The sequence below is a fragment of the Streptomyces albiflavescens genome, from assembly GCF_014645835.1.
Lineage (GTDB): Bacteria > Actinomycetota > Actinomycetes > Streptomycetales > Streptomycetaceae > Streptomyces > Streptomyces albiflavescens.
Map to the genome: position 1 here is coordinate 282,820 of NZ_BMMM01000011.1, position 17,841 is coordinate 300,660.

The 17,841-nt window shown below is 70.6% G+C and carries 19 protein-coding genes and 2 pseudogenes; 15 read left to right on the forward strand and 6 right to left on the reverse strand.

All coding sequences use genetic code 11. The annotated features are described in order from the left end of the window. Nucleotides 1-351 precede the first annotated feature (351 nt). Together IEY95_RS28570 and IEY95_RS28575 are read left to right on the forward strand one after the other, a co-directional pair. Nucleotides 352-555, forward strand: a complete 204-nt coding sequence (locus IEY95_RS28570) for a hypothetical protein (RefSeq protein ID WP_189189023.1) — start codon at nucleotides 352-354, stop codon at nucleotides 553-555. 5 nt (nucleotides 556-560) lie between these two features. Beyond that, nucleotides 561-1,445, forward strand: coding sequence for an LLM class F420-dependent oxidoreductase (locus IEY95_RS28575; protein WP_189189024.1), 885 nt, complete (start codon nucleotides 561-563; stop codon nucleotides 1,443-1,445). A 69-nt stretch (nucleotides 1,446-1,514) separates the two neighbouring features. Here the strand turns inward: IEY95_RS28575 and IEY95_RS28580 are convergent, their stop codons facing one another. Further along, nucleotides 1,515-1,790 (reverse strand): acyl-CoA-like ligand-binding transcription factor, encoded by a 276-nt coding sequence (locus IEY95_RS28580; RefSeq protein ID WP_189189025.1) that lies wholly within the window; start codon nucleotides 1,788-1,790, stop codon nucleotides 1,515-1,517. A gap of 167 nt (nucleotides 1,791-1,957) precedes the next feature. Between IEY95_RS28580 and IEY95_RS28585 the strand changes: the two genes are divergently transcribed. From IEY95_RS28585 to IEY95_RS28610, 6 genes are all read left to right on the forward strand, one after another. After that, nucleotides 1,958-2,398: an OsmC family protein gene (locus tag IEY95_RS28585; protein WP_189189026.1), complete on the forward strand. Its 441-nt coding sequence runs from the start codon at nucleotides 1,958-1,960 to the stop codon at nucleotides 2,396-2,398. Between the two features lie 279 nt (nucleotides 2,399-2,677). Beyond that, nucleotides 2,678-3,073 carry a Tat pathway signal sequence domain protein gene (locus IEY95_RS28590; RefSeq protein ID WP_189189027.1) on the forward strand — a complete coding sequence of 132 codons (396 nt, stop codon included), beginning with the start codon at nucleotides 2,678-2,680 and terminating at the stop codon, nucleotides 3,071-3,073. Next, on the forward strand, nucleotides 3,070-3,681 hold the full coding sequence (locus IEY95_RS28595) for a class F sortase (RefSeq protein ID WP_189189028.1): 612 nt from the start codon (nucleotides 3,070-3,072) through the stop codon (nucleotides 3,679-3,681). The genes IEY95_RS28590 and IEY95_RS28595 overlap by 4 nt, the downstream gene beginning before the upstream one ends. A 106-nt stretch (nucleotides 3,682-3,787) precedes the next feature. After that, nucleotides 3,788-4,279, forward strand: coding sequence for an RNA polymerase sigma factor (locus IEY95_RS28600; protein WP_189189029.1), 492 nt, complete (start codon nucleotides 3,788-3,790; stop codon nucleotides 4,277-4,279). After that, the gene (locus IEY95_RS28605) at nucleotides 4,263-4,721 is read left to right on the forward strand and encodes a hypothetical protein (protein WP_189189030.1); all 459 of its coding nucleotides are present in this window, start codon (nucleotides 4,263-4,265) and stop codon (nucleotides 4,719-4,721) included. The genes IEY95_RS28600 and IEY95_RS28605 overlap by 17 nt, the downstream gene beginning before the upstream one ends. Before the next feature lie 37 nt (nucleotides 4,722-4,758). Further along, nucleotides 4,759-5,289: a hypothetical protein gene (locus tag IEY95_RS28610; protein WP_189189031.1), complete on the forward strand. Its 531-nt coding sequence runs from the start codon at nucleotides 4,759-4,761 to the stop codon at nucleotides 5,287-5,289. Here IEY95_RS28610 and IEY95_RS28615 read toward each other — a convergent pair. Then, nucleotides 5,282-5,710 (reverse strand): annotated as a pseudogene (locus IEY95_RS28615) (serine hydrolase); the annotation flags it as partial. The gene IEY95_RS28610 and the pseudogene IEY95_RS28615 overlap by 8 nt on opposite strands. Nucleotides 5,711-5,850: 140 nt before the next feature. Between IEY95_RS28615 and IEY95_RS28620 the strand changes: the two are divergent. Then, nucleotides 5,851-7,548 carry an RNA polymerase sigma factor gene (locus IEY95_RS28620; RefSeq protein WP_189189106.1) on the forward strand — a complete coding sequence of 566 codons (1,698 nt, stop codon included), beginning with the start codon at nucleotides 5,851-5,853 and terminating at the stop codon, nucleotides 7,546-7,548. Here the strand turns inward: IEY95_RS28620 and IEY95_RS28625 are convergent. The 3 genes and pseudogenes from IEY95_RS28625 to IEY95_RS28635 all read right to left on the reverse strand — a co-directional run bounded on the left by IEY95_RS28625 (nucleotide 7,530) and on the right by IEY95_RS28635 (nucleotide 9,781). Then, nucleotides 7,530-7,873, reverse strand: a pseudogene (locus tag IEY95_RS28625) (winged helix-turn-helix transcriptional regulator). The gene IEY95_RS28620 and the pseudogene IEY95_RS28625 sit on opposite strands and share 19 nt — an antisense overlap. Before the next feature lie 136 nt (nucleotides 7,874-8,009). Then, nucleotides 8,010-8,693 carry a glycerophosphodiester phosphodiesterase gene (locus IEY95_RS28630; RefSeq protein WP_189189032.1) on the reverse strand — a complete coding sequence of 228 codons (684 nt, stop codon included), beginning with the start codon at nucleotides 8,691-8,693 and terminating at the stop codon, nucleotides 8,010-8,012. Nucleotides 8,694-8,719: 26 nt separating this feature from the next. After that, a complete protein-coding gene (locus IEY95_RS28635) occupies nucleotides 8,720-9,781 on the reverse strand; it encodes an adenosine deaminase (RefSeq protein WP_189189033.1) in 1,062 nt (353 codons plus the stop codon). Between the two features lie 437 nt (nucleotides 9,782-10,218). Between IEY95_RS28635 and IEY95_RS50215 the strand changes: the two genes are divergently transcribed. Further along, entirely contained in the window at nucleotides 10,219-11,235 is a 1,017-nt protein-coding gene (locus tag IEY95_RS50215) for a DUF4190 domain-containing protein (protein ID WP_268240523.1), read from the forward strand. A gap of 51 nt (nucleotides 11,236-11,286) precedes the next feature. Here IEY95_RS50215 and ybiA read toward each other — a convergent pair whose 3' ends face one another. After that, nucleotides 11,287-11,907: a riboflavin biosynthesis intermediates N-glycosidase gene (ybiA, locus tag IEY95_RS28645; protein ID WP_189189034.1), complete on the reverse strand. Its 621-nt coding sequence runs from the start codon at nucleotides 11,905-11,907 to the stop codon at nucleotides 11,287-11,289. A gap of 178 nt (nucleotides 11,908-12,085) precedes the next feature. On the opposite strand from ybiA, the gene IEY95_RS28650 reads away from it, so the two are divergent. The 5 genes from IEY95_RS28650 (at nucleotide 12,086) to IEY95_RS28670 (ending at nucleotide 17,826) form a co-directional block, all read left to right on the forward strand. After that, nucleotides 12,086-13,612, forward strand: coding sequence for a gamma-aminobutyraldehyde dehydrogenase (locus IEY95_RS28650; RefSeq protein WP_189189035.1), 1,527 nt, complete (start codon nucleotides 12,086-12,088; stop codon nucleotides 13,610-13,612). A gap of 76 nt (nucleotides 13,613-13,688) precedes the next feature. Beyond that, complete coding sequence (locus IEY95_RS28655) at nucleotides 13,689-14,936, forward strand: polyamine ABC transporter substrate-binding protein (RefSeq protein WP_189189036.1); 1,248 nt, start codon at nucleotides 13,689-13,691, stop codon at nucleotides 14,934-14,936. Next, nucleotides 14,933-16,102 carry an ABC transporter ATP-binding protein gene (locus tag IEY95_RS28660; protein WP_189189037.1) on the forward strand — a complete coding sequence of 390 codons (1,170 nt, stop codon included), beginning with the start codon at nucleotides 14,933-14,935 and terminating at the stop codon, nucleotides 16,100-16,102. The genes IEY95_RS28655 and IEY95_RS28660 overlap by 4 nt, the downstream gene beginning before the upstream one ends. Beyond that, entirely contained in the window at nucleotides 16,102-17,025 is a 924-nt protein-coding gene (locus IEY95_RS28665) for an ABC transporter permease (RefSeq protein ID WP_189189038.1), read from the forward strand. The genes IEY95_RS28660 and IEY95_RS28665 overlap by 1 nt, the downstream gene beginning before the upstream one ends. Beyond that, nucleotides 17,026-17,826 carry an ABC transporter permease gene (locus IEY95_RS28670; protein ID WP_189189039.1) on the forward strand — a complete coding sequence of 267 codons (801 nt, stop codon included), beginning with the start codon at nucleotides 17,026-17,028 and terminating at the stop codon, nucleotides 17,824-17,826. Nucleotides 17,827-17,841 lie beyond the last annotated feature (15 nt).

A 17,841-nucleotide genomic window follows, 5' to 3' on the forward strand; every position in this document is an offset into this window, starting at 1 on the left:
GACCGCGAGGTTCCGCACAGCTCGGTCTCCGGTCGACGGCTTCGTCCTGCCGCGGCAGACCCTTTCCCGTGCGCCGATCCCGATCGTGTGTCCCGACCTCCGGACCCCGACTCGGTGACCCTGCCCCCGACTTCCGCCTTGCCTTCTACGGCGCGGCAGGCCACAAGTTCCCTGCCGGGAACCGAACTCGCCACCGCCCGGCCATGGCCTTCGGCGCCGGACTCCCGCCGGCGACGCTGTGCGTGGTGCCGGCCGTGCGTTCCCTGCCGCACCACGAGGTCGCACGGAGGTGCGGCGAGACCAGGATCGCGCAGCGCCCCGCCCCGGGACCCCCTGCGGGCCTTCCGTCCGGTGCCTCTTGACGGTCTCGCGGCCGGGCGCCGTGTCGGCGCCGGTGTCCCGCTGACCAGCGTCTACCGTGACCGCTACCGGAAGACCGACGGTCGCCGGTACTTCGCCGAACGGGTCTTGTCCGCCGACCCGCAGTCGGAACACCGCGGTACGGCGTCGAAGGCCCCGCTCGTCGGCCGCTTCGACGACTTCCTCAAGGAGTGACCGCCATGCCGCAGCACAGCCGGTTGGGAACGTTCGGCATCTGGAGCGGGGCCTGGAGCGACGCACAGCGCGGGGCCCAGCCCTACACCGCCGAGTTCGACGAGGCTGCCGCCGAACTCGACGAGCTGGGGTTCGGCACGCTGTGGATGGGCGGGAGCCCGTCGGTCGTGTGGGCGGACAGGGTCCTGGCCGCAACCTCCCGCCTCACGGTCGCCACCGGGATCCTCAGTATCTGGGAGCACGAAGCGGCCGACGTGGCCGTCCAGCGCGCCGGACTGGAGAAGGCCCACCCGGGACGGTTCCTGCTCGGGCTGGGGGTGAGCCACGGCCACCTCACCAAGCGGTACGCACAGCCCTACTCCTCGATGCGGACGTACCTCGACGTCCTGGACACGGCGCCCGAGCCCGTGCCGGCCGAGGCCCGGGTGCTGGCCGCGCTCGGGCCGAAGATGCTGGGGCTGGCCCGTGACCGGGCCGCCGGCGCGCACCCGTATCTGGTGACGGCGGAGCACACGGCGAAGGCCCGCGAGATCCTGGGGCCGGACCCGCTGCTCGCTCCCGAGCTGAAAGTCGTGCTCGACACCGACCTCGACAGGGCGCGTGCGACGGCGCGCGGCCACCTCGCCTTCTACCTGCCCATGCCGAACTACGCCAACAACCTGCTGCGGCTGGGTTTCACGGAGGACGACTTGGGCGGAGGAGGGAGTGACCGGCTGGTGGACGCGGTGTTCGCACTGGGCGATTCCGATGCCGTCGTCCGGCGAGCGGCGGACTTCTTGGCAGCGGGCGCCGACCACTTGGCCCTCCAGGTGGTCACGGACGACACGTCCCACCGTCTGCCCCGCCCGGCCTGGCGACAACTCGCAGAGGCGCTCGCGCTGCGCGACTGACGCCGCCCGAGCCGCCTACCCGAACCCGTACCGCATCCGGGCAACACGCAATCAGCGGGTCGGTGGCTCTCAGGGGAGCCCGCCTCGGACCAGGTCGAATGCCCTGTTGAGCACGGTGACCGCGTCGTCGCCGGAGTCGGAATGCCGGCAGGTAACGGCTGCCTGCTGGGCGGCGAAGGCGACCGCCGCGGTGGTGCGGACGTACAGGTCGCTCCCCGGCAGGCCGGTGCGTGCCGCCACCGGCGCGATGACCGCGTCCTCGACTCGTCCGCCGGCCGGAACCCGATGGTCCATCAGAAGCTGCTGCGGCCCGGTGCGGTGGTCCGGGCGGACTTCGCGTTGCACAGCAGGCAGGACAAGGTGTCGCGGCAGGCGCACCAGGCACTGCGCGGTGACGACCGGAGCGCCGTCTCGCGTGGCGTCTCGCCGTGTGCGCCGGCCGCGCACACGGTCCCGCCCGACCGGGCCGACATCCACGGCGGTCCGCGCCGCGCCCCACTAGTGTCGTCCGCATGACCGACAAAACTCTGCGCTCCGTGACCATCGAGCGGACCGGCGCCGGCCACTTCACCGCGACGAACGCGCGCGGTGGCGAGATCCGCTTCGGCACCAGTTCCGATCCCGACGGCGGCGCCGACTTCACGCCGGTCGAGCTGTTGCTCGCCGCGATCGGGGGCTGCACCGCGGCCGATGTCGATGTCGCCACCGGCCGCCACTCGGAGCCCACCGGGTTCACCGTCACCGTGACCGGCGACAAGATCAGTGACGAGCTCGGCAACCGGATGACCGATCTCGCGGTCACCTTCTCCGTCGCTTTCCCGGACGGCGAACTCGGCGACCGTGCCCGCGCGATCCTCCCCAGGGCGGTCAAGACGTCCCACGACCGGCTCTGCACGGTCAGCCGCACGGTCGAGATCGGCACGCCCGTCACCGCGACGGTTGCGGACGCCTGACCCCACCGAACCACCCGCGTGGCCGCCGCGTTCCTGGTGCGTGCGACGCCGCGGCTTCCGGACATGCCCGCGTAACCGCCGCGTTCCTGGTGCGTGCGACGCGGCGGCTTCCGAACACGACCGTGTCCCTGCCGCGTTGCCGTAGCGCGCCACGTGGCGGCTCCCGGCGACTTTGCCGTCTCTTTACAACCCGCTCCGCCGCTGCCTCGTCTCTTCGCTCGATCCGTAACCCAGCCCGCCGCGTCACCGGATGGGCGGACCGACGAAAGAGAGCGATTCATGCGCCGAACTGTCCTCAGCGCCATGGCACTCGCGAGCACCGCCGTGCTGGCGAGCACGGTGCCCGCGTTCGCCGACGGGGCGAGCCCCACCCCCACGGCCCGCCGGAGCGCCACCGCTGCACCCGCCCCGGCGACCACCGCGCCGACCCGGGCCCCGAGCGCCACCCCCGCGCCGACCACCGCATCCTCGGAGCCGAGCGCCGTGCCGACGCGGGCGCCGGCCTCGCGCCAGGTCTCCGTCGTACCGAGCGGTGCGCCGAACACCGGTGTGGTGCCGGTGTCGAAGCAGTCCGGAGCCGGGGGCGGGCTGATCGGCGGGGGCGCTGCCGCGGTCTTCGTCGTGGGAGGCGCCGCGGTGTTCGTCGTACGGCGTCGGCGGGCGACCGGGGCATGACCCTGCCCTCCAGGCGGGCCTTCGCCACAGCGGCGATGGCGGCGTTGCTCGTGGGCTGCGGCGGACACGGGGCCGACCGGGCCACGACCGCACACCGCAGGAGCACGCCGCCCCCTTCACCGTCCCCCGACAAGGCCGTGCATGCCCTCGGGCGTTCGGTGCCGGTCACGTTGCGGATCCCCGCCATCGGGGTCGACACCCCGGTCATCCAGCTGGGGTTGGCCTCGGACGGCAGCGTGCAGGTGCCTCCGATCGCGGCGCACGACCGGGCCGGCTGGTATCGGCATTCGCCGACGCCGGGTCGGATCGGCCCGTCGGTGATCCTCGGCCATGTCACGGTCGGCACCTACGGGGACGGGGTCTTCCGTCACCTCGCGCGGCTGCGCCGGGGCGACCGGATCGTGGTGCGCCTGGAGAACGGCACGACAGCGGAGTTCGCCGTCACCTCCGTGCGGACGGTCGCCAAGGCGGAGTTCCCGGCGGACGCGGTCTACGGGGATGTGGACCGTCCCGAGCTGCGGCTCATCACGTGCGGCGGCTCCCGTACCGGTGACGGATACCTCGACAACGTGATCGTCTTCGCGGCGCTGAGTTCCGCGACTCCCTGACCTGCCCCCGGATCCCGGGCCGACGGAACGTACGCCGACGGCCCGGGCTCTTTCCCTACGAGTGCCGCACGAGTCTCCGCGAGTGCCCCCACGACCATGGAGAGCGTTGAAACGGTCCCGCGAGAAGGCAGCGTCCGAGCTGTTCGCCGCCCTCTATCCGCGTCTTGCTGGCTGGTGCCGCCGGCTGGTCGACGACGACGAGACGGCCCACGAGATCGCCTCGGAGGCGTTCACCCGGCTCTGGGCCCGCTGGACCTCCGTGGCGGAGCCCCGCGGCTTCCTCTACATCACCGCCGCCAACCTCGTCCGGGACCACTGGCGCAGGCTCGAACGCGAACGCAGAGCGATGCGCCGTGCCACCGTCGAAGCCGCCGTCCGTCCGCAGACCGAACAGGCCGATCCGTCGGTGCGCCTGCTCGTGCAGGCGCTGCCGGAACGACTGCGCGTCCCGATCCTGCTGCACTACTACGCTGACATGCCGATCCGGGAGGTGTCCGTGCTGACCGGGCGCAAGGAAGGAACCATCAAGGCCGACCTCCACGCGGCCCGCGAACTGCTCCGCGCCCACCTGAGGAGAAGCCTTGATCACACACTCTGACGACGGCCCGGACTTCGAACCGGACGACCCCCTCGCCGTGATCCTGCGGCCCTCCTCCGACTACCTCGGCCCACCCGCCGGCCGCTACGAGACGATCCGCCGCGCCGCGGCCCGCCGCAGGCTGCTCCGCACCGCGGTCGGGGTCGGCCTGTCGTGCGCCGTCGCCGCCCTCGTCGCGCTGCCGTTCCACCTGGCGGCGACGTCCGAGGCGCCCGGGTCCCCGACGGTCCCTCTCGCCCCGGCGCCCGCGAGCGGTCCTTCCCTCGCACCCACTCCGTCGGCGTCGCCCGAGCCCGTCAGCCCCCGCCCCAGCAGCAGCGGCACGCAGAGCACCCCCCGCCGACCCACCGCGAGGACTCGTACGGACAGCCCCGGCGCCCCGACCCGCACGACCGTCCCCACCCGCGCGCCGTCGGCGACGCCGACCCCTGCGCCGAGGTAGTTTTGAACATGTTCAACTCGGGGCGTACGCTCCTGCCATGAGTGACAGAGCCGCCCTCCTCAAGGGCATCCGCGCATGGCTGGTCATCTTTGTCGTCTGCCTGGTGCTCAGTGGCGCCACGGCATTCCCCCTGGTGCACGAACTCCACTGGACCGAGGATCTGTTGCGGTCGCTGTCGGTGCCCGAACATCTGCCCGTGCTGATGGACTGGATCGAGCACGTGCGCCGGGGGCTGGACGCCACCGACGCCAAGTACCCCTTCGTGCTGTACGGAACGGACTGGCTGGCGTTCGCGCATCTCGTGATCGCGGTCGCCTTCTACGGGCCGTACCGCGATCCGGTCCGCAACATCTGGGTCGTCGAGTTCGGCATGATCGCCTGCGCCGGCATCGTCCCGCTCGCGCTGATCTGCGGGCCGATCCGCGGAATCCCCTTCTGGTGGACCGTCATCGACATGTCCTTCGGCGTCATCGGGGTGATCCCGCTGTATGTCGTACGCAAGAAGATCAAGCGGCTCGAGGCGCTCACCGCGCAACCCGGCCGGGCCGCACCGGCTCTGGCTACGTGAGCGCCGCCAGTGCGATCCGCTGGGCCACCGGGTTCATCGACTCGCCCTTCGCGTCGGTCGCGTTGACCGAGTGGACGAGGGTGCGGGACAGGTCCCGGGTGGCGCCGACGACCGCACTGTAGCCGTACCGGGCGCCCGACTTGAGCCAGTAGACCCTGCCCCCGTACTCGAAACGCTGGAGTCCCGCGCTCATGTCGGCGCCCTCGATGCCCGAGGGGACCGTGAACACCTCCTCCAACTGCGGCTCCGGGACCAGGTCGCCCCGGAAGAGGTGGGTGATCAGCCGCTCCAGATCCGCCGTCGTGGAGATCATGTCGCCCGCCGCCCATCGCTGCCGCGCCAGCGTCCGTCGGTGCCCCCGACCCGGACGAGCGCGACGGTCGCGTCCGCGTCCGGGAGCCCGGCACGGGGGCCGGCCACCGGAGCAGGGGGCCTGGAAGGCGTCCTCGCGGGGGCGAAAGTCTCGCCCCTCTCGACCTCGCAAAAAAACTGTTATCGCGGAGCGTCCCCCTCCGTCTCCCAAGGGGAAACGTCGTGGCCATGGCCCAGCACGCCGCGGCCATGGCCGAGAAGGTACGTTCCGACGGCGAAGAGACCAGGGGAGGGGCGGACGTGGACGGGCGGGAGTGGCGCTCCATCATCGCGGCCGCGCAGGCCGGTGACCGGCGCGCGCTCGACGAACTGGTCGCGGGCTGGCTGCCCCTCGTCTACAACATCGTCGGCCGCGCGCTCAATGGCCACGCGGACGTCGACGACGTCGTGCAGGAGACCATGCTGCGTGCCGTCGACAACCTCGGCACGCTGCGCGATCCGGACAGTTTCCGGTCCTGGCTGGTGGCCATCGCGATGCGCCAGATACGGGACCGGGCGCGCCGCCGGACTTCCGAGACGCTGGACGACGGCGCGGGCGACCAGGCCACCGACTTCGCCGAACTGACCGTCCTGCGGCTCCAGCTGGAGGGGCAGCGGCGCGAGGTCGCGGAGGCGGTGCGCTGGCTCGACGACGAGGACCGCCAGCTGCTGTCGCTGTGGTGGCTGGAGGTCGCGGGCGAACTCACCCGGCGGGAACTGGCGGCGGCCGTGGGCATCAGCCGACAGCACGCCGCCGTCCGCGTCCAGCGTATGAAGGAGCGCCTGGAGACCGCGCGCGGCATCGTCCGGGCACTCGACTCGTCCTGCCCCGAGCTGCCCGAGGTGACCGCTCGCTGGGACGGACGGCCCGACTCGGTGTGGCGCAAGCGGCTGGCCCGGCACATCCGGGGCTGCGCGTACTGCTCGGGCGCGCGCGAGGGCGTCGTACCGGCCGAACGGCTCCTCGTCGGGATCGCGCTCGTCCCAGTGCCGGTCGGCTTCACGCTGTCACTGGCCCTGGGCGGCAAGACGGCGGCGGCCGCGACAGGGGTCGGATGGTCGGCCAAGGTGATCAGCGCGCTCACCAAGCCCGCCGTGGCGTTGACGGCCGGCGCGACGATCGTGGCCGGCGGCGCGTACGTCGTGACGCAGGCCCCGGACAAACCGCCCCCGCGGGCCGCCGTCGCGCCCACGGCGGCGAGCACGGCCCGCCCTCCGTCGCACACCCCGTCCGCCACGCCGTCCGCCTCGCCCTCGCCGTCGCCGACGAAGACCGACGTGTACGGGACGGTCGTCGATGCCGTCGACCGGGCTCCGGATCCGAACGCGCGGCCCGGCACCCTGGCGCACCGGCCCGAGTCCGGGGTCACCAGCACGGGCGGCGCGAAGGCCGTGATGCAACACCGCGGAGACAGCGTGACCCTCAGCGGCAAGGGATACGTCCTGGTGCGCTGGCAGATCTCGCCGAAGTCCCGGCCCGGGGCGCTGGTCATGCCGGCCTGGACCGGCCTCGAGGGGAAGCTGTTCCACGTGGCGTCGGGCGGCGGCCGCCGCATGGATGACGCCCTCCCCGGGGCCCCCGACGGCTACGCCACCGGCATGGGCGGGCCGAGCATCGGATACACCGTGCTGCCGTCCGGCACCCAGCAGATGTGGCAGAACGAGTACTTCTACCTCGACGGCAGTGTCACCCTCACCGTGAACGAACGGGGCGCCGACTACGGCCTGATCGTCTTTCCGTCGAGCTGGGACGCGGCGAACAAGGATGTCACGACCGGTCCGGCCCAGGGAGCGATCCGCTACGGCCTGGTCCGCGACAACGGCGAGGACACGGCCCCGGTACCGCAGTATCTGACCCGCGCCACCCCCACCGACCCGGCGACGGTCGCTCAGCGCTCCCGCGTGTAGCGCTCCTGGGTGGCCATGACCTCGTCGCCGCGCTCGAAGGCCCAGGCACCGAAGGCGCCGATGGAGTCGGGCAACGACCGTCCGAGCCCGCTGAGTTCGTACTCGACCGCGGCGGTGAACCGCCGTACGCCCGCCGCAGGACGAGCCCGTTGAACTCCAGCCGCCGAAGCGTCTCGGTCAGCACCTTCTGGCTGATGCCGCCGATGCGCTCGCGCAGCTCGCCGTGGCGCACCGGGCCGTGCCGCAGGGCCCACAGCACCACACGGTTCCAGGTGTTGGCGAGCGGATCGAAAGCAGGCCGGGCCCGGCAGCCGGTGCTGCCCAGGCGATCGCCCCGCCGCGGGAGTTCGCGGGCGAGCGCCGGCGCCCGGCGCCGCCGGGCCCACTCCTCGCGGCGTTGCCGGGGCCCGCCCATGGTCCTGCGGTCCAGGTGACGCGAGTACGCCGTACCGACGCCCGAGTCAGCCCTTGCGCAGGGCGCACAGCGCGTCGATGCGATTCGTCGTGATCGAGTCGACGCCCATGTCCAGGAGGCGCCGCATGGAGCGGCGGGTGTCCGGGGTCCATACGGACAGCAGGTAACCGTCGCGGTGGACACGGGCGGCGAGCTCCCGGTCGACCAGCCCGAAGCGGTAGTTGAGCCACCGCGGTCGTACGGCGTCGAGCAGCGTCGGCCGCGGTGGCGCGACGCTCGTCCAGGTCAGCGCGATCTCCGCGGCGGGGTCGGCGGCGCGTACCGCCAGCATGGCCGGGGCGCCCGCGCAGTAGTACACCCGCTCTTCCGCCCCGCACTCGCGGATGACGTCGATGATCCGGCGTACGGCCCTGCCATCGGGTTCGCCCGGCAGGTCCACCATGATCCGGCTGTCCTCGGTCTCCTTGAGGGCCTCGACCAGCGTGGGCACGCCGCCCGCCGTGAGCCCGCCCACCTCGTCCGAGGAGAGCGAGCGAAGCGGCCGGTCCTGCTCCCACAGACGTTTCAGCGTCTCGTCGTGCAGCAGGACGGGTACGCCGTCACGGGTCAGTCGTACGTCGATCTCGACGGCGTCCGCGCCCAGTTGGAGCGCGGAACGCAGCGAGTCGATCGTGTTCTCGCGGACACGGTAGGGGGCGCCGCGGTGGGCGACGGCGGTCACGGTGCGCATGGGCCCCATTGTGGTGGTGCGGTGTGTCAGGGCGCGAGCCACGTCGAGGCGTAGGTGTCGATCTCCGCGGTGAGCCTCGTCCTGCCGGCCTCGTCGAGGAACGACGCCTCGACCGCGTTCTTGGCGAGCGCGGCGAGGCCCAGCTCGTCGAGGTCGAGGAGACGGGCGGCGACCGCGTACTCGTTGTTCAGGTCGGTGCCGAACATCGGCGGGTCGTCGGAGTTGATCGTGACGGGCACCCCGGCCCGCGCGAACTCCTTGATGGGGTGCTCGTCGAGGGTGCGGACCGCGCGGGTGGCGATGTTGGAGGTGGGGCAGACCTCCAGGGCGATCCGGTGCTCGGCGAGGTGGGCGAGGAGCTTCGGGTCCCGCGCGGAACTGGTGCCGTGCCCGATGCGCTCGGCCCGCAGGTCGTTCAGCGCGTCCCAGACCGTCTCCGGCCCCGTCGTCTCACCGGCGTGCGGCACCGACCGCAGTCCGGCCGCGATCGCCCGGTCGAAGTACGGCTTGAACTGCGGGCGCGGTACGCCGATTTCGGGGCCGCCGAGCCCGAAGGAGACCAGCCCCTCCGGCCGCAGCCGGTCGTCGGTGGCGAGCCGCACCGTCTCCTCGGCGGCCTCGAGCCCCGCCTCTCCCGGAATGTCGAAGCACCACCGCAGTACGACACCGAACTCGGCCTCGGCCGCCTTGCGGGCGTCCTCGATCGCGTCCATGAAGGCGAGTTCGTCGATACCGCGGCGGGTGGAGGACCACGGGGTGATGGTCAGCTCGGCGTAACGGACCTGCTGGCGGGCCATGTCGCGCGCGACCTCGTACGTCAGCAGCCGTACGTCCTCCGGGGTGCGGATGAGGTCGACGACCGACAGATACACCTGGATGAAGTGGGCGAAGTCCGTGAACGTGAAGTAGTCCGCGAGGGCCTCGGGGTCGGTCGGCACCTTGGAGTCGGGGTGCCGTGCGGCGAGGGCGGACACGATCCGCGGGGAGGCGGAGCCGACGTGGTGCACGTGCAGTTCGGCCTTGGGCAGTCCGGCGATGAAGGCGTGCAGATCGCGGGTGTCATCGCCTGGGGTGCGGTGGTCGGTCAAGGTTCCTCCCCGGAACGGCGTCCCGGACAGTGGTCGGCGGGACGCGGGTGATCGGCTGATCGGTGACTCAGGGATCATCGTAGGCGGGGGCCCACGCCGCTCCGGGCCCGGGCCGTAGCATGACGGAACGTACGACAGAAGAGGGGGCCCCGCGCATGTCCGACGACGCCCAGACGCCGGAAGCGCCACGTGACGCTGACGCGTGGGCTCCACCGGGCCAGGCGAGTCCGACCTCTCCGAGCGATGCGGCACCTGGGGAGGGCGGCACGTCGGGTACGGAACCGACCGATGCGGCGCCTGCGGAGGGCGGCCGCGCGCCGGGTACGGAATCGAACCCCGCGATGCCTGCGGTGGGCGGTGCGCCGGGTCCGGAACCGGAGGATGTGGTGCCCGGAGAGGGCCGTGCTCCGGGTTCCGAGCCCGAGGACGCTGCTCGCGTGGAGGGTGTCGAGCCCGAGGACGCTGCTCGCGTGGAGGGTGTCGAGCCCGAGGACGCTGCTCGCGTGGAGGGTGTCGAGCCCGAGGACGCTGCTCGCGTGGAGGGTGTCGAGCCCGAGGACGCTGTGGGTGCCCAGGGTGCCCAGCTGGATGACGCCTTTCACGTGCGGGGCCACGCGCCGGGTGCGCGCGCCTGGGGCAACTCGCCCGCAGCGGGGCATGACCCGGACGCCCGCCCCGAGCAAGCCGCCCCCGGTCCCAAGGTGCCCTTGGACAAGCCCGGCGCCGACCCCCGCCCCGGGCCGAACCCCTGGGCTCCGCCCATGGAGACCGCTCCGTACGGCGGAAGCGCCGCGCCCCTGCCTCTCCCGGTGCACGACCAGCCGACCTACACCTCCCTCCCCGGGGCGGGCGCCCCCGGCCCCCAGCCCTGGGAGAACCCCTTCGCACCCCCGGGCGACCTCCCGCCCACCGCCGGTCCCACGCCCTCGGGCGTCTCCGGGAACCCCTTCGCGGCCCCCGCGGCCCCCTCCCCCTACCCTCAGCCCGCTCCTGGAGAACCCGTCCCCCCGCCCCCCATCGCGCCCGACGGCCCCGGCCGGCTGCCGTACGGATACGGCTTCCCCCAGTACGCTCCCGCCCCGCCGCACGCCGCCCACCAAGGTGTCCCCGGCTACGGCTGGCCCCCGGTGCTGCCGCTCGCGCCGAGCAACGGCATGGGGACCGCCGGCCTCGTGCTCGGCATTCTCGCGGCGCTCGTGTTCTGTCTGTGGCCGCTCGCCATCGTGCTGGGCATCCTCGGCGTGATCTTCGGCGTGATCGGCCGCCGCAAGGCGCGTCGCGGCGAGGCGACGAACCCGGGCCAGGCGCTGGCCGGAATCATCTGCGGAGCGGTCGGTATCGCCCTGGGGATCGCGATGCTCGTCTTCCTCATCGTGGTCCCGGACGACAGCGGCGACGGCGACTCGGGCGGCGACGACGGCTTCTCCACGTCCCTTGTCATGGAGCAGCCGTAATCCCGTAGAGCAGCCGTAATCCCGTAGAGGAGTGGCGCGGCCCACGAACCGCTAGGCCAGCCTCTCCCGCGCCTCCATCAACGCGAACCCCAACAGATTCGGCCCCCGCCAGCGCTCGGGATCCGAGGCCCGCTCGTCGTCCGCCGCCAGCCCGATGCCCCACACCCGGTCCATCGGACTGGCCTCGACCAGCACCCTCCCCCAGCTTTCGGCCGGGGGGACCCCCATCTCGCTTCGCTCGCCCGTGCCCAGCAGAAACTCACGCAGGTCGGTGTGCGCGGCGAATTTGTGGACGCTGCCCTCGACCACGATCCCGAACCGCTCGCGCTCCCATATGGCCTCGTCGAAGCCGCGCACCAACCGCCCCGCCTTCTTGGCGAGCGCGGGGTTCGAAGCCGCGAGGACCGCTCGCTCCGCCTCCTCGTCCCCGAAGAGCCGTGCCTTCGACGCCATCATCCAGTGCTCCGCCGTCGCGTACTCGACATCGTCGACCACGAAGGGCGATGGCCACCACTGGCTCAGACAGCTCGCGCTCACCCGGCCGTCGGGTCGCGGGCGGTGCCCCCAGAAGTGCAGGTACTTGACCCTCGCTCCCGAGTGGACCGCGCTGACCAGCGCTTCCCAAGAATCGATCTTCCCCATGCACGCCACTCTGGCACGCACCACTGACATTCCGTCCCGCCTTTTCCAGCGGGACTCGACACCTGGTCGAAGGATTCCGTCGCGTAACCAAAAGGCAACAACGGAATCACTTGTTGGAGTCCCTTTGCTCTGTCAGGATCGGCACTCAAATCGAGCTGGAGCTACGCCGACCCCCGCGACGACGGGGAGAACGGCGGAGGAGAGCGACATGCACAATCCGGGCCATCGCTTCCAGGCGCAGGACCGCTTGGCGGACGGCGCGCAGTACATTGCGGGCCGATTCACCAAGGGCACCTCCGGCCGCACGCACGCGGTCGTGAACCCCGCCACCGGCGAAGAGGTGTACACATACGAGCTGGCGAGCACCGCCGACGTCGACGCGGCCGTCGCCGCCGCCCACGAGGCGTTTCCCGGCTGGTCGAGCGCCACCCCGGGCGAGCGCTCCGACGCGCTGCACCGCTTCGCCGCCGTACTCGCCGAGCGCGCCGAGGAGTTCGCCCAGGCCGAGTCGCTCCAGTGCGGAAAGCCCCTCAAGCTGACGCGCGAGTTCGACGTTCCGGGCACCATCGACAACACCGCCTTCTTCGCGGGCGCGGCCCGGCATCTGCAGGGCCAGTCCGCGGGCGAGTACTCCGGTGACCACACCTCGTACGTACGCCGTGAACCCATCGGCGTCGTCGGCTCCATCGCGCCCTGGAACTACCCCCTCCAGATGGCCGCTTGGAAGATCCTCCCGGCCGTCGCCGCCGGCAACACGATCGTCCTGAAGCCGGCCGAGCTGACTCCGCTCACCTCGCTGCTGTTCGCCGAGGCGGCCACCGAGGCGGGGATCCCCGACGGTGTCATCAACATCGTCACGGGCCTGGGCAAGGAAGTCGGTGAGCACCTCGTCGGCCACCCGGACGTCGCCATGACCTCCTTCACCGGGTCCACCGCCGTCGGCAAGCGGGTCGCCGAGATCGCCACCTCGACCGTCAAGCGGCTCCACCTGGAGCTGGGCGGCAAGGCGCCCTTCGTCGTCTTCGACGACGCGGATCTGGACGCCGCCGTGAACGGCGCGGTGGCCGGTTCGCTCATCAACACCGGGCAGGACTGCACGGCCGCCACGCGCGCGTATGTGCAAAGGCCGCTCTACGAAGAGTTCGTGGCGAAGACCGCCGCCCTGATGGCGAGCGTCCGCGTGGGCGACCCGTTCGCGTCCGACACCGACCTCGGCCCGCTGATCTCGCACGCCCAGCGCGACCGCGTCGCCGGATTCGTCGACCGGGCCCGCGACTACGCGCGCGTGGTCACCGGCGGAACCGCCCCACAGGGCGAACTCAAGAGTGGTGCGTTCTACGCGCCCACGCTCGTCGCGGACGCCGCCCAGGACAGCGAGATCGTGCAGGCCGAGATCTTCGGCCCGGTGCTCGTCGTGCTGCCCTTCGACACCGACGACGAGGGCATCGCGCTCGCCAACGACACCCCGTACGGACTCGCGGCCTCCGCCTGGAGCCGCGATGTCTACCGGGCAGGCCGCGCGACCCGCGAGATCAAGGCGGGCTGCGTCTGGGTCAACGATCACATCCCGATCATCAGCGAGATGCCGCACGGCGGCTACAAGGCGTCCGGCTTCGGCAAGGACATGTCTGCCTACTCCTTCGAGGAGTACACGCAGATCAAGCACGTCATGTTCGACAACACCGCGGTGGCCAGGAAGGACTGGCACCGCACGATCTTCGGGGACCGCCCCTAGCCGACTGTCGGCTGAGGCCGAGTGACAGACCAGGCCGCGACCACGGCCGCGACCCTCCCGAAAGGGCACCACGAGCATGGAGCAGTACGAGCCCGAGCGCCTGACCCCGGCCCAAGTGGCCGCCATGCGGCGCAGTTTCAGGAACGGCAGGGCCTCCCTCAGCCGTCGTTCGCTGTTGCGCGCCTCCGCGGGCGGCGCGCTCGCCGTCGGCGGTCTCGGGGCGCTGAGCGCCTGCGGGATCCCCGCGGCCGGCAAGACCCAGGGCGGCGTCTCCGCCGAGGACCACTCGGCCAAGGAGAAGACGATCAACTTCTCCAACTGGACCGAGTACATGGACGTCGACGACAGCGAGAAGCACCACCCCACGCTCGACGCGTTCACCAAACGGACCGGCATCAAGGTCAAGTACACCGAGGACATCAACGACAACGTCGAGTTCTTCGGCAAGATCAAGCCGCAGCTCGCGGCCGGCCAGGACACCGGCCGCGACATCATCGTCGTCACCGACTGGCTGGCGGCGCGGCTGATCCGCTTCGGATGGGTCCAGAAACTGGACGCGTCCAACCTGCCGCACGCCTACACGAACCTGTCGCAGCAGTTCCGCGACACCGATTGGGACCCCGGCCGCGCCTACTCGTACCCCTGGCAGGGCATTTCGACCGTCATCGCCTACAACAAGAAGGCGCTGGACGGGGTCGAGGTCAAGTCCGTCTCCGACCTGCTCGACAACCCCAAGCTCAAGGGGCGCGTCGGCTTCCTCTCGGAGATGCGCGACAGCATCGGCATGACGCTGCTCGACATGGGCAAGGACCCGGCGAAGTTCACCGACGACGACTTCGACGCGGCGATCGCCCGGCTTCAGAAGGCCGTCGACAAGGGCCAGATCCGCCGCTTCACCGGCAACGACTACACGTCCGACCTCACCAAGGGCGACCTCGCGGCCTGTGTCGCCTGGGCCGGTGACGTCGTCCAGCTCAAGGCGGACAGCCCGGACGTCGACTTCATCATCCCGGACAGCGGCTATCTGACGTCCACGGACAACATGCTGATCCCCAACAAGGCACGTCACAAGACGAACGCCGAGCGGCTCATGGACTACTACTACGAGCCCGAGCCGGCCGCGGAGCTCGCCGCCTACATCAATTACGTCTGTCCGGTCGACGGGGTGAAGCCCTACCTGGCGAAGATCGACAAGGACGCGGCGAACAACCCGCTGATCATTCCTGACAAGGCCATGGCCGCGAAGTCGCACGCCTTCCGCTCGCTGACGCAGAAGGAAGAGACGGCCTACGAAGAGAAGTTCGCGAAGCTCACAGGGGCGTGACCACGATGACCAACGACAGCAGCGGCGACGTCCGCCTCTCCGGGATCAGCAAGACGTACGGCGCCTTCACCGCCGTACACCCGCTCGACCTGACCGTGCCCCAGGGGTCGTTCTTCGCCCTCCTCGGGGCGTCGGGCTGCGGCAAGACGACCACTCTGCGGATGATCGCGGGCCTGGAGGAACCTTCCTCCGGCACCGTCTTCCTGGGCGACCAGGAGGTGACGAACCTGCCGCCCTACAAGCGGCCCGTGAACACCGTCTTCCAGTCGTACGCACTCTTCCCGCACCTCGACATCTTCGAGAACGTCGCCTTCGGCCTGCGCCGACGCGGCATCAAGTCGGTGAAGAAGCAGGTCGAGGACATGCTCGAGCTCGTACAGCTCGGCGAGCAGGCCCGCAAGAAGCCGCACCAGCTCTCCGGCGGTCAGCAGCAGCGCGTCGCCGTGGCCCGCGCGCTGATCAACCACCCCAAGGTGCTGCTCCTGGACGAGCCCCTCGGCGCCCTCGACCTCAAGCTGCGTCGCCAGATGCAGTTGGAGCTCAAGCGCATCCAGACCGAGGTCGGCATCACCTTCATCCACGTCACGCACGACCAGGAGGAGGCCATGACCATGGCCGACACGGTCGCCGTGATGAACGCGGGCCGTGTCGAGCAGCTCGGCTCGCCCGCCGACCTCTACGAGAACCCGAACACCACCTTCGTCGCCAACTTCCTCGGCACCTCGAACCTCATCGAGGCCGCGGTCGACTCCAAGAGCGGCGACGACATCGTCCTGCAGGCGGGCGGCGGCAAGCTCGTGCTGCCCCAGGCGCGCTGTTCGGCACCCACGGCGACCGGCGGCAAGGTCCTGGTCGGCATACGCCCCGAGAAGATCTCGCTCACCCACGCCGACGACGCGGGTGAGATCCCGGAGGGCCGCAACCGGATCACCGGCAAGATCGCCGACTCCAGCTTCATCGGCGTCTCCACGCAGTACGTGATCGACAGCGCCGTCTGCCCCGAGTTCGAGGTCTACTCGCAGAACATCGACCGCGACGCCCGGCTCACCCCCGGCGCCGACGTCGTCCTGCACTGGAGCCCGGCGCACACCTTCGGCCTGGACGCCGCCCAGGACATCGACGCCGGGGTCGAGACGGTGGAGCCAGAAGAGGGGGTGGCCGCCTGATGGCCGCCGTCACCGAGGCGCCACCGCTCGCGCCGCAGCCCGCCGAGAAGCCGCCCCGCAAGCGTGGCCGCCTCGTCCCGTACTGGCTTCTCCTGCCCGGCATTCTCTGGCTGATCGTCTTCTTCGCGCTGCCGATGATCTACCAGGCCTCCACGTCCGTGCAGACGGGCTCCCTGGAGCAGGGCTTCAAGGTCACCTGGCACTTCCAGACGTACTGGGACGCGCTCGCCGACTACTGGCCGCAGTTCCTGCGCTCGGTGCTCTATGCCGGTGCCGCGACGATCCTGTGCCTCGTGCTCGGCTACCCGCTCGCGTATCTCATCGCCTTCCGCGCGGGGCGCTGGCGCAACCTGATCATGATCCTGGTGATCGCGCCGTTCTTCACCAGCTTCCTGATCCGTACGCTCGCCTGGAAGACGATCCTCGCGGACGGCGGCCCGGTCGTCGGCGCTCTGAACTCGTTGCACGTCCTGGACGTCACCAACTGGCTGGGCTTCACGTCCGGCGACCGCGTCCTGGCCACGCCGCTCGCGGTGGTCTGCGGACTCACGTACAACTTCCTGCCGTTCATGATCCTGCCGCTCTACACCTCGCTGGAGCGGATCGACGGACGGCTGCACGAGGCGGCGGGTGACCTGTACGCGGCGCCCTTCACGACCTTCCGCAAGGTCACCTTCCCGCTGTCGATGCCCGGAGTCGTCTCCGGCACGCTGCTCACCTTCATCCCGGCCAGTGGTGACTACGTGAACGCCGATCTGCTCGGCTCCACGGACACCCGGATGGTCGGCAACGTCATCCAGACCCAATTCCTGCGGATTCTCGACTATCCGACGGCCGCGGCCCTTTCGTTCATTCTCATGGCCGCGATCCTCATCATGGTCACGCTCTACATCCGCAAGTCCGGGACGGAGGATCTGGTTTAAATGGCCTTCGTACGCTGGCTCAAGCGCCATCTCGTCGTCATCGCGGGACTGCTGACGCTTGGATATCTGCTGCTGCCCAATGTCATCGTCACGGTGTTCTCCTTCAACAAGCCGAAGGGGCGCTTCAACTATGAATGGCAGCAGTTCTCGACCGATGCCTGGCGCGACCCGTGCGGCGTCGCCGACATGTGCGGTTCGCTCTCGATCAGCCTGCAGATCGCCGTCTGGGCGACCATCGGGGCCACCGTCCTCGGCACGATGATCGCCTTCGCGCTGGTCCGCTACCGCTTCCGCGCGCGCGGCGCCGTGAACTCGCTGATCTTCCTGCCGATGGCGATGCCCGAGGTCGTCATGGCCGCCTCACTGCTCACGCTGTTCCTCAACATGGGTGCCCAGCTGGGCTTCTGGACGATCCTGATCGCCCACATCATGTTCTGCCTCAGCTTCGTCGTGACGGCCGTCAAGGCCCGTGTCATGTCGATGGACCCGCGGCTGGAACAGGCGGCGCAGGACCTGTACGCGGGACCCGCGCAGACCTTCCTGCGCGTCACCCTGCCCATCGCGGCCCCCGGAATCGCCGCGGGTGCGCTGCTCGCCTTCGCGCTCTCCTTCGACGATTTCATCATCACCAATTTCAACGCGGGCTCGACCGTCACCTTCCCCATGTTCGTCTGGGGATCGGCGCAGCGCGGAACACCCGTTCAGATCAATGTCATCGGTACGGCCATGTTCCTCGTCGCCGTACTGTTCGTCCTGGCCGGAATGGTCATCGGCAATCGCCGGAACAAGCAAAAGGCATAACGCTCGTCACCCTGT

What these genes read in the sequence shown, in the direction of transcription:
- IEY95_RS28575 (WP_189189024.1), top strand. Translation starts at nt 561, where the DNA reads ATGCCGCAGCACAGCCGGTTGGGAACGTTCGGCATCTGGAGCGGGGCC.
- IEY95_RS28585 (WP_189189026.1), top strand. Translation starts at nt 1,958, where the DNA reads ATGACCGACAAAACTCTGCGCTCCGTGACCATCGAGCGGACCGGCGCC.
- IEY95_RS28590 (WP_189189027.1), top strand. Translation starts at nt 2,678, where the DNA reads ATGCGCCGAACTGTCCTCAGCGCCATGGCACTCGCGAGCACCGCCGTG.
- IEY95_RS28595 (WP_189189028.1), top strand. Translation starts at nt 3,070, where the DNA reads ATGACCCTGCCCTCCAGGCGGGCCTTCGCCACAGCGGCGATGGCGGCG.
- IEY95_RS28610 (WP_189189031.1), top strand. Translation starts at nt 4,759, where the DNA reads ATGAGTGACAGAGCCGCCCTCCTCAAGGGCATCCGCGCATGGCTGGTC.
- IEY95_RS28620 (WP_189189106.1), top strand. Translation starts at nt 5,851, where the DNA reads ATGGCCGAGAAGGTACGTTCCGACGGCGAAGAGACCAGGGGAGGGGCG.
- IEY95_RS28630 (WP_189189032.1), bottom strand. Translation starts at nt 8,693, where the DNA reads ATGCGCACCGTGACCGCCGTCGCCCACCGCGGCGCCCCCTACCGTGTC.
- ybiA (WP_189189034.1), bottom strand. Translation starts at nt 11,907, where the DNA reads ATGTCAGTGGTGCGTGCCAGAGTGGCGTGCATGGGGAAGATCGATTCT.
- IEY95_RS28650 (WP_189189035.1), top strand. Translation starts at nt 12,086, where the DNA reads ATGCACAATCCGGGCCATCGCTTCCAGGCGCAGGACCGCTTGGCGGAC.
- IEY95_RS28655 (WP_189189036.1), top strand. Translation starts at nt 13,689, where the DNA reads ATGGAGCAGTACGAGCCCGAGCGCCTGACCCCGGCCCAAGTGGCCGCC.
- IEY95_RS28665 (WP_189189038.1), top strand. Translation starts at nt 16,102, where the DNA reads ATGGCCGCCGTCACCGAGGCGCCACCGCTCGCGCCGCAGCCCGCCGAG.
- IEY95_RS28670 (WP_189189039.1), top strand. Translation starts at nt 17,026, where the DNA reads ATGGCCTTCGTACGCTGGCTCAAGCGCCATCTCGTCGTCATCGCGGGA.